11 protein-coding genes are annotated in these 12745 nt (G+C 70.8%); 4 read left to right on the top strand and 7 right to left on the bottom strand.

From position 1 onward, the window contains the following. Positions 1-170: 170 nt before the first annotated feature. The gene (locus KIP79_RS36345; protein WP_214109529.1) at positions 171-527 is read left to right on the top strand and encodes a helix-turn-helix domain-containing protein; all 357 of its coding nucleotides are present in this window, start codon (positions 171-173) and stop codon (positions 525-527) included. Here KIP79_RS36345 and KIP79_RS36340 read toward each other — a convergent pair. The 3 genes from KIP79_RS36340 to KIP79_RS36330 are packed head-to-tail and all read right to left on the bottom strand — an operon-like array spanning position 524 to position 3676. Then, positions 524-1303, bottom strand: coding sequence for a DNA-formamidopyrimidine glycosylase family protein (locus KIP79_RS36340; protein WP_214109528.1), 780 nt, complete (start codon positions 1301-1303; stop codon positions 524-526). The genes KIP79_RS36345 and KIP79_RS36340 overlap by 4 nt on opposite strands. Continuing rightward, positions 1303-1767, bottom strand: a complete 465-nt coding sequence (locus tag KIP79_RS36335) for an RrF2 family transcriptional regulator (RefSeq protein WP_214109527.1) — start codon at positions 1765-1767, stop codon at positions 1303-1305. Before KIP79_RS36335 ends, KIP79_RS36340 begins: the two co-directional genes overlap by 1 nt. A 49-nt stretch (positions 1768-1816) precedes the next feature. Beyond that, complete coding sequence (locus KIP79_RS36330) at positions 1817-3676, bottom strand: endonuclease/exonuclease/phosphatase family protein (RefSeq protein WP_214109526.1); 1860 nt, start codon at positions 3674-3676, stop codon at positions 1817-1819. 159 nt (positions 3677-3835) lie between these two features. On the opposite strand from KIP79_RS36330, the gene KIP79_RS36325 reads away from it, so the two are divergent. Both KIP79_RS36325 and KIP79_RS47755 read left to right on the top strand, forming a co-directional pair. Beyond that, complete coding sequence (locus tag KIP79_RS36325) at positions 3836-5017, top strand: ROK family transcriptional regulator (RefSeq protein WP_214109525.1); 1182 nt, start codon at positions 3836-3838, stop codon at positions 5015-5017. A 180-nt stretch (positions 5018-5197) separates the two neighbouring features. Next, complete coding sequence (locus tag KIP79_RS47755) at positions 5198-6907, top strand: PQQ-dependent sugar dehydrogenase (RefSeq protein ID WP_250214418.1); 1710 nt, start codon at positions 5198-5200, stop codon at positions 6905-6907. Positions 6908-6963: 56 nt separating this feature from the next. Here KIP79_RS47755 and KIP79_RS36315 read toward each other — a convergent pair whose 3' ends face one another. From KIP79_RS36315 to KIP79_RS36300, 4 genes are all read right to left on the bottom strand, one after another. After that, entirely contained in the window at positions 6964-8391 is a 1428-nt protein-coding gene (locus tag KIP79_RS36315) for a glycoside hydrolase family 3 protein (RefSeq protein WP_214109524.1), read from the bottom strand. 101 nt (positions 8392-8492) lie between these two features. After that, the gene (locus KIP79_RS36310; RefSeq protein WP_214109523.1) at positions 8493-9344 is read right to left on the bottom strand and encodes a carbohydrate ABC transporter permease; all 852 of its coding nucleotides are present in this window, start codon (positions 9342-9344) and stop codon (positions 8493-8495) included. Continuing rightward, a complete protein-coding gene (locus tag KIP79_RS36305) occupies positions 9341-10357 on the bottom strand; it encodes a carbohydrate ABC transporter permease (protein ID WP_214109522.1) in 1017 nt (338 codons plus the stop codon). The genes KIP79_RS36310 and KIP79_RS36305 overlap by 4 nt, the downstream gene beginning before the upstream one ends. Before the next feature lie 4 nt (positions 10358-10361). Continuing rightward, entirely contained in the window at positions 10362-11675 is a 1314-nt protein-coding gene (locus KIP79_RS36300; RefSeq protein WP_214109521.1) for an extracellular solute-binding protein, read from the bottom strand. A gap of 201 nt (positions 11676-11876) precedes the next feature. Here KIP79_RS36300 and KIP79_RS36295 point away from each other — a divergent pair. Continuing rightward, positions 11877-12745: ROK family transcriptional regulator (locus KIP79_RS36295; protein ID WP_214109520.1), on the top strand; the 869-nt coding region annotated here is incomplete at its 3' end.

Raw genomic sequence — 12745 nt, 5'->3', positions numbered from 1 at the left:
GTGAGGTCCGTGAGCCATCGGCGAGGAGTAAGTCCAGGACGCGCCCGGCGAAGGGGCCGAGCGATCCCGTGAAGACAGCGAGGAATATGTACGAAGGGCGAGGCAAGAACGGGCGATACGAGACAGCGCGGAACGTCGCGTCGACACCCGCGCCGGGAAGGGAGCGACAGATGGTCCTGCTGCGTCAGCTGCTCGGTGACGTGCTGCGGCGGCTGAGAGTGCGCCAGAGTCGCACGCTTCGCGAGGTTTCCACGTTGGCCCGGGTCTCCCTCGGTTATCTTTCCGAGGTGGAACGCGGCCAGAAGGAGGCGTCCTCGGAGCTGCTGGCTTCGATCTGCGGCGCTCTCGGCGTCCCGCTGTCCCAGGTGCTCCGCGAGGTGTCCGACCAGTTCCTGCTGGCCGAACTCCAGCATGCCCCGGTCCTGGCCGACATGCCGGAACACGAGCGCCTGCCGCTCTCGGAGACCGTGCCCTCGGGTCCGGAGTTCGAGGGTTTCCCTGAGGTCAAGGACATGGTGGCCGCCTAGCCTCGCTGGCAGACCGGGCACCAATAGATCAAGCGTTCTGTTGAACGCGCGCCAAGTTCGTCCCGTATTACGGGATTGCCGCAAACGCGGCAGGGGCGGTGTGCCCTGCCGTACACGTAGAGTGTCCGACCCGGCCGTGGGTCACCGGTGGTGACCGGCGCGGGCCCATCCTTAGACGTCTCCATGAGGCGGTGCGCCAGCTCCGCGAGCTCGGCCAGATCCGCCACTTCGCCCACCTCGCGCCACGGCGACAGACGCGCCAGGAACAGCGTCTCGGCCCGCCAGATCGTGCCGATCCCCGCCAGGTTGCGCTGGTCGAGCAGGGCTTCCCCGATGGTCAGCGCGGGCTGTCCGGCCAGGTTGGCCGCCGCCCGCCCGGCGTCCCAGTCCGGGCCGAGCAGGTCGGGCCCGAGGTGGCCGACGACCCGGTCCTCCCGTTCGGTGGGCACCAGGTCCACCATGCCCAGTTTCACGCCCACGGCCTGCCATTCGGCGTTGGCCAGGATCAGCCGGACCACGTCGCCGCCGCGCACCGGCCGCCCGGTGGGCTGGATCTGCCAGCTGCCGTCCATGCGCAGGTGGGTGTGGGCGGTCAGGCCGCCCTCGATCCGGGTGAGCAGGTGCTTGCCGCGCGGCTGGGTGCCGAGCACCCGGCGCCCGCGCAGGTCGGTGGTGGCGTAGCGGGGGACACGGAAGTCCGAGCGGGTGAGCGCGCGGCCGTCCAGGGCCGTCGCCAGCCGTTGCGCGGTCCGGTAGACCGCGTCGCCCTCGGGCATCAGACGGCGGTGGGAGAGTCCCAGGCGGCGGGGTCGGAGGCCAGGTCGGTGACCCGCTTGGGCAGGTCGCCGGTGGCGATCTGGTCGAGCGTGACCTCCTCCAGGATGGCTCGCTCGCTGGCCCGCAGCGCGATCCAGACCTGCTGGAGGGCCTGCGCGGCGCCGGTGTAACCGACGTGCTCCGGCCGCTCGCCGCGCACGTTGGCCAGCGGGCCGTCCACCGCGCGGATCACGTCGGCCAGGGAGATCTGGTTGGCCGGCCGCGCCAGCACGTAGCCACCCTCGGGTCCGCGCTGGCCGCGGACCAGGCCGGCCCGGCGCATCTGCAGCAGGATGTTCTCCAGGTACTTGGGCGGCATCTCCTGGCCCTTGGCGAGCTCACCCACCGTGGTGGGCCCCTCGCCGGACGCGGCGAGCTCGGCGGCGGCGCGAAGGGCGTAGTCGACACGGGCAGAAAGTCGCATGTAGTTGATTATCCCGCCTGGTTGGCAATGGTTTGACGGCAACCCCGGATTACCCGACCCGAAGCTGGACCACCACGGGCAGGTGGTCGGAGTAGGGCACCCTGGGAACCTCGGCGCTCACCACGGTCAGTCCCTGGGTGACGAGCACGTGGTCGATGCGCTTGACCGGGTCGTCGGCCGGGGAGGTGGGCGGGTCGCCGAGCGCGATCAGCGGGTCGGTGAGCCCCGCCCCCTCCAGCACCCGCATCTCGGGATCCTCCTTGCTGGTGTTGAGGTCCCCGGCCAGCACCACCGGCCGCCCTGCCCCCAGTCGGCGGACGAGTTCCGCGACCTCGGGGGCCTGCCCGGCCGGAGCCTGGAGGTGGGTGTTGACGATGCCCACCTCCCGGTCGCCGACGGTGAGCACGGCGGTCTGCGCCTGCGCGCCGGTGGGGTAGTCGTGCTGTCCGAGCCGGTGCGAGACGACCTGGGAGACCGGCAGGTTGGTGAGCAGGGCGTCGCCCCAGAGCGGGTCGGCGGCCGGGGCGAAGTGGTAGCGCATGCCCAGGCCGCGGGCGATGCGGTCCAGGTCGTCGTGGCCGCCGTTGAGCAGCCAGCCCCGGTCCACCTCGCTGAGCAGCACCACGTCCGGCCGGACCGAGGCGGCCCAGGCCGCGATCCGGTCCAGGTCCAGGGTGCCGCGCAGGCCGAACCCCATCCTGATGTTGTACGCCACCAGCGTGAACTCGTTGCCCTGCAACCGGCCTTCGGCGGGCACCGTGCGCCAGGTCAGCCCGGCGGCCACCACCGGCGGCACCAGCAGCAGCGCGAGCGCCCCCGGCACCAGGGTGCGCAGGCTCCGGCCCGGCCGGGGGAGCGGCGGCGAGTCCCGGTGCCACCCGCCGAGCAGCCCGGTGAGCGCCATCCGCACGCCCACGACCATGGGCACCACCGCGTTCGGGAAGCCCAGGTCCGCGTCGTAGGAGGCGTAGTAGGCGAACGTCGCCACCAGGAACACCACCGCGCCCCCGAGCAGCGCGACCCCCGCGCGGGCCGTCCGCTGCCGGAGCGCGGCGAGCCCCAGGCAGCCGCCCACCCCCGCCGCCACCAGAGTCGCCTCGGCCACCCCGGCCAGCGGGGAGAAGACGCCGACCAGCAGCCCGGCAGGGAAGAGCACCCGGTAGACCCGGAGCGGCGCCCCCGCCAGCAGGGGCGCGATAGCGAACGGCACCAGGCTGAGACAGGCCACCCCCAGCGCGGCCACCGTCGCCGCCGTGGCCTGTTCCTGGGCGCCGTGGATCCACTGGTCCTCGGCGGCGGCGCCCGGCCCGAGCGACTGGCCGGCCAGGAAGAGCGCGGGGCCGAGCAGGAACCACACCCCGGCGGGGGCCGTGTCCTCCGACGGGGCGGCCTCCGCCCGGAAGGTCGCCCAGAGGAACGCCGCCGCCACCAGGGCGGCCGGGAGCCACGGGGTCCAGCCGTCCTGCCAGACCAGGTCGACGTGGTCGATCGCCAGGTGCAGCAGGCCGCTCAGCCCGAGCCCCAGCGCCATGCCGATCGGGGCGGCCAGGCGGGGGATCGTGCGGGCGGAGCCGTACAGGAAGAGCAGTCCCGCGGTGACGCCGGCGGCCGACAGGTAGAGCTGGGGGTCGCCGCCGTCGGTGGCCTGGAGGGCGAGCCGGGTGGCCGCGAGCAGGACGGCCCCGGCCACCTGGACGGCTCGCGGCCCGGTCAGGCGGGAGATAGGGATGGCCAGGAACGGGATCACGAACCATAACGCGGCGAACAGGCCGAGTTGTTCGGGTGGGGTGTCGCCCGCCCGGCCGTACAGGGTGATGAGGGAGGGCAGGAACACCCGCAATGCGTCCAGGAGAAGCAGGAGACCCAGGGTGAGGGCCGCGATGGGCCATTTCAGTACTGCCGGCGCCATGTGATCTCCTCAGTCGGACATGAGTGATCCTCTTGCTTGACCTGGAGCTACAGCAAGAGCCAATTTCCGGACCGGCGGGTAGTCGGTAAGCTGGCAGGAAACTTTGTTGACATTTTCGCGAGCAGTGGTAACCCGGGGGCGATCATAGAAAGCAGGAGCATGGAGCGACGTCCTGGCGTGCCCAGGCTGCTCCGGGAGATCAACGACCGGGCCGCACTGGAATTGCTGCTGGCATCAGGGCCGCTGACACGGGGGCAGATCGGCGACCTGACGGGTTTGTCCAAGGTGACCGCGTCCCAGACGCTCGCCCGGCTGGAGGAGCGCGGGCTGGTCGAGGTGGTCGGCGAGCAGGCCGGCAACCGCGGCCCCAACGCCGCGCTGTACGGGGTGATCGCCTCCTGCGCCTACGTGGCGGGTCTGGACGTCGGCCCCGAGTTCGTCACCGCCGCCATCGCCGACATCAACGGCGAGGTGGTGGCCGAGGTGACCGCCGCACCGAACGGCCACGACGACCCCGTCTCGGTGGTGCACACCGCGGTGGTCAAGGCGTGCCGCTCGGCCAAGGTGGCGCTGTCCCGGCTGCGCGGCGTGGTGATCGGCACCCCGGGCGTGGTCGACCCGCGCACCGGCGACGTGCGGTTCTCCTTCGACCTGCCGCACTGGCACGAGGGCATCCACGAGGCCCTGGCCAGGGACCTGCGGCGGGACGTGACCATCGAGAACGACGTGAACCTGGTCGCCATCGCGGAACGCGCCAAAGGCGCCGCGCGTGACGTGGACGACTTCGTGCTGCTCTGGGTGGGCCGCGGCATCGGCCTGGCGGTGGTGCTCGGCGGGCGGCTGCACCGGGGGCGTTCCGGCAGCGCGGGCGAGATCGGCTACCTGCCGGTGCCCGGTGTGCCGCTGGCCGAGGACATCCGGGCCACTCCCGGCCGGTTGCCCTCGCTGGCGGGCGGCCTGCAGAGCCTGGTCAGCGCCGAGGCGGTGGTCGAGCTGGCCGCCGAGTACGGCTTCGCCGCCAGTACCGCGGCCGAGTGCGTGACCGCCGCCGTGCACGACGGCGGGGACCAGGCCGAGCGCCTGCTCGACGAGATCGCCTCCCGGCTGGCGCTGGGCGTGGCCTCGGTCTGCGTGGTGCTCGACCCCGGCCTGGTGGTGCTGGCCGGGGAGGTGGGCCAGGCGGGTGGCGCCTCGCTGACCACCCGGGTGGAGCAGGCGGTGGCCCGGATCTGCCCGATCCGGCCGCAGGTGGTCACCAGCGAACTGGGCAGCGGCCCGGTGCTGCGCGGCGCGGTGCTGGCCGCGCTGGAGCAGGCCCGGGAAGAGATCTTCGCGAGCTGAAACTTTACGAACTTAGCTGAAAGTTTCGGGCCGAGCGGCCTGAAATCCCAGCTCGCGCCCGCGGTCCGGAGTCGATCATTGTTCCCCCCGGAAGTGGCTGGTTACCGTGCAGCCTCTGGATAAGGGGTGAAGATGGTGACACGCACACGGATTTCGCCGCTATTGCCAATTCTGTTGGGATTGACCGCACTACTGGGCGCGATCGGCATTGTCCGCGCGCTGCCCGCCCGGGCCGCCGTGGTCGGCGGGTTCGACTTCGACCGGGCCCAGGTCGCGGCCACCGGACTGCAGGTCCCGTGGGGCATCGCCTTCCTCCCGGACGGCAGCGCCCTGGTCACCGAACGGGGCACGGCCCGGGTGATGCAGGTGCGGCCGGGCCAGACCCCGGTCGCGGTGGCCACCATCAACGGGGTCTCCGCGTCGGGTGAGAGCGGCCTGCTCGGCATCGCGGTCTCGCCGAACTACGCCCAGGACCAGTGGGTCTACGTCTACTTCACCACGGCCACCGACAACCGGCTGGCCCGGTTCCGGCTCAGCGCCCCCGGCACCCAGAACGTGATCTTCTCCGGGGTGCCGCGGAACACCATCCACGACGGCGGCCGGATCGCCTTCGGCCCGGACGGCATGCTGTACGTGGCCACCGGCGACGCCGCCACCACCGCCAACGCGCAGGACCTCAACTCCCCGGCCGGGAAGATCCTGCGGATGACCCCGGACGGCGCCGTGCCCGCCTCCGGCAACCCGTTCGCGGGATCCCGGGTCTACAGCTACGGCCACCGCAACGTGCAGGGCCTGGCCTGGGACAACCAGGGCCGCATGTACGCCTCCGAGTTCGGCCAGAACAACCTGGACGAGATCAACCAGATCGTGGCGGGCGGCAACTACGGCTGGCCCACCTGCGAGGGGGCCTGCAACAACCCCAGCTTCCGCAACCCGATCATCTCCTGGACCACGGCCGAGGCCTCGCCGAGCGGCCTGGCCTACGCCAACAACACGCTGTTCGCCGCCGCGCTGCGCGGCACCCGGCTCTGGGCGGTCACCCTCAACGCCTCCGGCGGCGCGGCCTCGGCGACCTCGCAGTTCCAGAACACCTACGGGCGGCTGCGCGCGGTGGCCGTGGGCCCGGACGGCTGGCTCTGGGTGAGCACCAGCAACCGGGACGGCCGGGGCACCCCGGTCGCGGCGGACGACCGGATCATCCGGGTTCCTCCGCAGGGCGTCAACCCGTCGCCCTCACCTTCTCCGTCGCCGTCGCCCAGCGTGAGCCCGCCGGTGGACACCATCCCGCCGACGGTGCCCGGCACCCCGACCGCGTTCAACGTCACCACCAACGCGGCCACCCTGAACTGGGCGGTGTCCACCGACAGCGGCGGCAGCGGCCTGGCCGGGTACAACGTCTACCGCGAGATGGGCGCCACCGATCCGCTGCTGGCCCAGACCACCAGCAACTCGGCCACGCTCACCGGGCTGACCCCGAACACCCAGTACCAGGTGTACGTGCGGGCCAGGGACAACGCCGGCAACCTGTCCGGCAACTCCGGCCTGGTGACCTTCACCACGACCGGCGGCGGCACCGGCGGCGGTTGTAGCGCGACCGGCACCGTGCAGACCCAGTGGAGCAACGGCTACGTGATCCAGCCGCTGACCGTGACCAACACGGGCACCGCCACGATGAACGGCTGGACGGTGACCTTCACGCTGCCCGCCGGGCACACCATCACCGGGTCCTGGAACACCACGCTGACCGTCAGCGGGCAGACCGTGACCGCCAAGAACGTCGGGCACAACGGCACCGTCGCGGCGGGCGCGAGCGTGGAGTTCGGCTTCCAGGCCAGCCGCCCGAACGGGAACACCTCGGTCCCGTCCGGATACACCTGCACCTCCCCCTAGAAGAGCCCGGGTGCGGCTCCCCGGGAGAGGAGCGGGGGGCCGCACCCGTACCAAGCTCAGGCGGTCAGCAGTTCCACCGCCGCCTGGGTGTTGGCCCGGGCGGCTCCGTAGGTGGCGATGTACGCCCCCGCCTCGGGCCGCCAGATCGGCAGCCCCAGCTCGACCACGATGCCGTCGGGACGCCCGGCCAGCAGCCTGCTCACCAGCGCCTGGCTCTCCGGGTACCGGTGCGCGTCCTTCACCACCACGATCAGCGACCGCCCGGCCGCCGCCGTCAGCAGCGCCCCGGGCTCGGCCTCGGCCGGCTTCACCCGGACGATCTCGGCCTCCGGCAGCCAGGGGGCCATGCCCCACGGCACGTCTCCCACCGCGATCGTGGGCGGGGTGTCCACCTCGATCACGTACGGGTCGACCAGCGGCCCCGCGGAGCCGGAGAGCCGGACCGCGCGCCGCGCGGCGGCCAGGCCGATCACGTTGTTCTCGGTGGCGCCGCCCGAGCCCAGCGCCGGCCAGGCCCGCAGCCGCTCCACCCGCTCGTTGGCCTGTTCCAGCCGGGACAGCGGCAGCCGCCCGTCCCGGACCGCCTCTGTGATCGCGGTCAGCACCTCCCTGATGTCGTCATAGGTCGGGATCGGCCCGAGGCAGAGCAGGTCGGAGCCGGCGGCCAGCGAGAGCACCGCGCCGCCGCCCAGGCCCACGCTCTTGGTGATCGCGTGCATGTCCAGCGCGTCGGTGACCACCACCCCGTCGTAACCGAGCTCCCCGCGCAGCAGCCCGGTCATGGCGGCCGGGCTGAGCGTGGCGGGTGACGGTCCGGTCAGGTAGGGAACCGAGACGTGCGCGGTCATGATGGACCGGGCGCCCGCCTCGATGGCGGCACGGAACGGCACCAGCTCGCGCTCCCAGAGCAGTTGCGGGGAGGCGTCCACCAGCGGGATCTCCAGGTGGGAGTCCTCCCGGGTGGCGCCGTGGCCGGGGAAGTGCTTCACGCAGGCGGCCACGCCGAGCGACTGGAGCCCGCGCACGGCCGCCACGGTGTGCCGGGCCACCAGGTCGGCGGCGGCCCCGAAGGACCTGGTCCCGATCACCGGGTTGTCGTCGGCGGTGTTCACGTCGGCCACCGGGCCCATGTCCAGGTTGACGCCGCAGCGGGCCAGGTCGCCCGCGATCGAGCGGTAGACGCTCTCGGTCAGTTCGACGTCGTCCACCGCGCCCAGCGCCGCGTTGCCCGGGTAGGGGCTGCCGGTGTGGTAGGCCAGCCGGGTGACGTCCCCGCCCTCCTCGTCCAGCGAGACCACCGGGCGTCCGGCCTCGTTCAGCCGCGCGGTGAGGGCCGCCAGTTGCTCGGCGCTTTCCACGTTGAAGCCGAACAGCGTGACGCCGCCCAGACCGCCCTCCAGATCGCGCAGGATCCAGTCGGGCGGGGTGGTGCCGGGGAAGGCGGCCAGCAGCGTACCGGCCGCTAGTGCGGAGAGTGCAGGCATGGCTGACTCGTGCTCCTGTAGGTGTCGGATGGATTCAGGGCAGGGCTGGTACGGCCGTCGCCTCGTGAGCGGCGGCCGTACCAGCGCCAGGGGAAGAGGGGTCAGCCCTTGACGGCGCCCGCGACGAGGCCGGAGACCATGCGCCGCTGCACCAGCAGGAAGAAGATGACCACCGGAATCGTCATCAGGGTGGAGCTGGCCATGATGGCGCCCCAGTCCGTGCCGCGCTGCCCGAAGAAGTACTGCAGGGCGACCGGCATCGTGTACCCCGACGAATCGGATATCAGGGTCAGCGCGAAGATGAGTTCGTTCCACGCGGTGATGAAGGAGAAGATGCTGGTCGCCACCAGACCGGGGGCCACCAGCGGAAAGAGTACCTTCCAGAAGGTGGTGAACCGGGACGCGCCGTCGATCCAGGCCGCCTCCTCCAGCGACTTGGGCACGGCCGCCACGAAGGTGCGCAGCATCCAGATGCCGAAGGGCAGGGTCAGGCCGACGTTGATCACGATCAGGCCGAGCAGGTGGTCGTACAGGCCGAGCTGCTTGATCCGGAGGAACAGCGGGATGAGCAGCGCCTCGGCCGGGACCATCTGCGCGACCAGCAGGCCGATCAGAAAGCTGGTCCGGCCCTTGAAGCGGAACCGGGCCACCGCCGTGGCGGCCAGCAGGGCGAACAGCGAACCGACCAGCACCGTGCCGAGGGCCACGATGGCGCTGTTGCGGAGGTAGACCCAGATCGAGTTGCCCGCCACGCCCTCGGTGAGCACCCGGTCCAGGTGGTCGAAGGTGAAGTGGGTGGGGAACGGGATGAACTCGGTGGTGAAGATCTGGTCGTTCTCCTTGAAGGAGGTCGCGATCATCCAGTACACGGGGAAGACCGCGATCAGGAACACCACGGTCCCCGCCGTGTTGAGCGCGATCTTGGCCAGCCGCTTGCGGGCGAGCGGGGTCACTGGACCTCCTCCGACTTGACCATCTGGCGTACGTAGATGGCGGTCACGATGAGCAGGATCACGGTCAGCACCACGGCGATGGCCGCGCCCGAGCCCATCTTGGGCGGAGAACGGAACGCCTCGGAGTAGGAGTACACGGACAGGTTGAACGCCTCACGGACGGTGGGGCCGCCCATCAGCGTGTAGAGCTGGCTGAAGACCTTGAAGTCCCAGATGATCGACAGGATCGTCAGGACCGTGAAAACCGGCTTGAGCAGCGGGAAGGTGATCTTCCAGAACGTGCGCCAGGGGCCGGAGCCGTCCACCCGGGCCGCCTCGTAGAGTTCGGCCGGGATGCTCTTCAGACCCGCCAGCACCGAGACGGACACGAACGGGAACGAGGTCCAGAGCACCGTCATGATCAGGACGAGGTAGATCGTGATCGGGTCGTTCAGCCACGGTTCGCCGGTCCAGTCGGACCGGCCGAACAGGGCCTGGGAGAGCCAGTCGGGCAGCAGGTTGAGCAGCCAGTTGACGATGCCGGCCTCGGCGTTGAAGAGCCAGCCCCAGATGGCGCCCTGGGCGACCGGAGGGACGGCCCACGCGCCCATGATGCCGATGATGACGAAGGTGGACATCCGCTTGCTGAGCCGGTTGAGCAGGACGCCCACCGCGGTGCCGACGGCCAGCGTGAGGGTCACGGTGATCACGGCGAATGCGACGGTGTTTCGGAGCGACGACCAGAAGATGTCGTTTTCGAAGATCTTGGTGTAGTTCTCCCATCCCACCCATTCGGTCGGCCGCTTCCCGCTGATCTGGGCGAGCCCGACCTTCTGGAAGGACATGACGACCACTTGGATCATCGGGTAGAGGAGAAGACCGGCGATCACGAGGATGCCCGGGATCAGCAGTACGTAGGGGACGGCCCGGGGTGGGAGTCCACTCGCCTTCGTGGGGCGGTGGGACCTTCTGCGACGCCGCTCCGGGGCGGAGGAGGTGCCTCCGCCCCGGGCGATCGTTGACGTATTCGTCATGTCGCTACTGGTTGAGGATGTCTTCGAGTTCCTTGTTGGCCGCCGCGAGCGCCTCGTCCGCGGAGGCCTTGCCCTCGATGACCGAGCGGGCCGCGTTCTGCAGGACCGCCTTGGTCTCGCCGACCTCGGTCCAGTTCGGGTCGGCCGGGAACGACTTGGCCTTGGCGAAGGCCGCCGCGAACGGCGCCTGGACCGGGTCGCTGGCCAGCGAGGCCAGGGTGTCCGGGTAGACCGGGAGCAGGCCGCCGTCCTTGGCGTACCGGTCGGCCCACTGCTTGCTGGTGGCGAGCTTCACGAACTCGGTGGCCAGTTCCTTGTTCTTGGCGTTGCCCCAGACGGCGATGTCGTTGCCGCCGAAGAAGGCCGGGGCCTCGCCGCCGGACTTGGCGGGCAGCGGGAAGAAGGCCAGCTGGTCGGCCTTCACCTTGCCCTTGCTGTCGGTCTCGATGCCGGGGATGTCCCACGACGCGGTCAGGTACATGCCGACCTTGTTGTTGGCGAAGCGGGTCCGGATGTCCACGGTGTTCTGGGTGAGCCGGGACTTGCCGGACAGACCGCTGGTGACCAGGCCGGTGTAGGTCTCGAAGCCGGCCTTGAAGGTCGGGTCGGAGAGCTTGCCGACCCACTTGCCGTTCTCCTTGACCGCGTACTCGCCGCCCTCGGACCAGGCCAGCGCGCCGAGCAGGTGGTTGGCGTCGGAGCCGCCGTTGAAGGCGAAGCCGTCCACGTCCTTGCCCTTCTCGGCCTGGATCTTCTTGGCCGCGGCCACCACCTCGTCCCAGGTCTTGGGTACGGCGATGCCGAGGTCCTCGAACCAATCCTTGCGGTAGAGCACGGCGCGGGTGCCGGCGCCCCAGGGCAGGGCGTAGACCTCGCCGTCAATGGTCTCCAGGCCGAGCAGGTTCTTCGGGATCTGGGCCTGCTCGCCGCTGGAGGCCAGGGCGGTGACCGGCTCCAGGGCCTCCTGGCTCTGCCAGAGCGGGACCTGGTCGTTGCCGATCTCGGTCACGTCCGGACCGGCGCCGCCGGCCGCCGCGGCCGTGAACTTGTCGTTCACCTGCGGCCACGGGATCCACTCCAGGTTGACCTCGGCGCCCGTCGCCGTCTTGAACTCGGCGATCAGGTCGTCCATGTACGCCTGGGACGGCGGGTTGGTGTCGCCGAGGCGCCACACCGTCAGCGTCTGCCCGGCGAACTTCGGCCCGCTGGAGGCCGGGGCGGCGGCGGACGGCTCAGGGCTGGCGGGCTCGGTGCCACCGCAAGCGGCGACACCCAGTGCAAGGGCTGCGGTAAGGCCCGCGATCTTCACGATCTTCACGTTGGGTTCTCCCTTCCCGGCTTCGCGTCGAGGTTGGGGGGTGGTCGGCGAACCGATGCACCTCGGGGTTCCTGACGGTCGGCGGCTTTGGCATCCAGCAGGCTTGATCGCTTGCCTACCGGGTGACTGCCGCTAAACTAACAAGAAACTTTCTTAAAAGAAACCAGCGTTAGCGGATCGTGACGAGAGGGGAGCTGGCCAGTGGCCCAACGACCGGGAACACCCCGGCTGCTACGCCAGATCAATGACCGAGCAGCCCTGGAGCTCCTCCTCACCCAAGGGCCACTCACCCGGGCTGAGCTGGGCGAACTCACCGGGCTTTCGAAGGTCACCTCTGGCCAGTTGTTGTCCAGACTGGAGGATCGCGGGTTGGTGCGGACCGCGGGGGAACGGGCCGGTGGGCGCGGCCCCAACGCCGCTCTGTACACGGTCAACCCCACGAGTGCGTATGTGGCCGGATTGGAAGTGTTGCCGGACCGGGTCACCGCCGGGGTGGCCGACATCACCGGGCAGACCGTGGCCGAGGTGACCGTCGACCCCACCGAGGCGGACGATCCCGTCCGGATCGTGCACAACGCGGTACGGCGGGCCTGTGAGACCGCCGACGTCGCCCTGTCCCAGTTGCGCTCCTTCGTGATCGGCACCAGGGGGGTGGTGGACCCGCGCAGCGGCGACGTGCGCTACTCCTTCGACCTGCCCGCCTGGCACATGGGGGTGCTCGCCGAGTTGCGCACCAGCCTGGGGAAGCCGGTCCGGATCGAGAACGACGTGAACCTGGCCGCGCTGGCCGAGCAGGCGTACGGGGCGGCGGCCGGGCAGGACGACTTCGCCATCCTCTGGGCCGGGGTCGGCCAGGGCCTCGGGGTGATGCTGGGCGGCCGGCTCCACCGGGGCATCACCGGCGGCGCCGGAGAGATCGGCTGGCTGCCCGTGCCCGGAGAGCCACTCCCCACCGACGTCACCGAACCCCAGTCCGGCTCCTTCCAGCGCCTGGTCGGCGGCCAGGCACTGACCGGCCTGGCCGCCGACCACGGCCTGGCGGGCGTGAACGTGGACGTGGACGTGGCCCA

This window comes from Acrocarpospora catenulata, from assembly GCF_018476525.1.
In the GTDB taxonomy this organism is placed as follows: Bacteria; Actinomycetota; Actinomycetes; order Streptosporangiales; family Streptosporangiaceae; genus Acrocarpospora; species Acrocarpospora catenulata.
Note: the sequence above shows the minus strand (reverse complement) of the source record. Positions and strands in the feature narration are given on the sequence as shown.

Bases quoted from the DNA above. Each gene is read 5' to 3' on its own strand.
- KIP79_RS36345 (WP_214109529.1), top strand. From the start codon at position 171: ATGGTCCTGCTGCGTCAGCTGCTCGGTGACGTGCTGCGGCGGCTGAGA.
- KIP79_RS36305 (WP_214109522.1), bottom strand. From the start codon at position 10,357: ATGACGAATACGTCAACGATCGCCCGGGGCGGAGGCACCTCCTCCGCC.
- KIP79_RS36330 (WP_214109526.1), bottom strand. From the start codon at position 3,676: ATGGCGCCGGCAGTACTGAAATGGCCCATCGCGGCCCTCACCCTGGGT.
- KIP79_RS36325 (WP_214109525.1), top strand. From the start codon at position 3,836: ATGGAGCGACGTCCTGGCGTGCCCAGGCTGCTCCGGGAGATCAACGAC.
- KIP79_RS36340 (WP_214109528.1), bottom strand. From the start codon at position 1,303: ATGCCCGAGGGCGACGCGGTCTACCGGACCGCGCAACGGCTGGCGACG.
- KIP79_RS36315 (WP_214109524.1), bottom strand. From the start codon at position 8,391: ATGCCTGCACTCTCCGCACTAGCGGCCGGTACGCTGCTGGCCGCCTTC.
- KIP79_RS36335 (WP_214109527.1), bottom strand. From the start codon at position 1,767: ATGCGACTTTCTGCCCGTGTCGACTACGCCCTTCGCGCCGCCGCCGAG.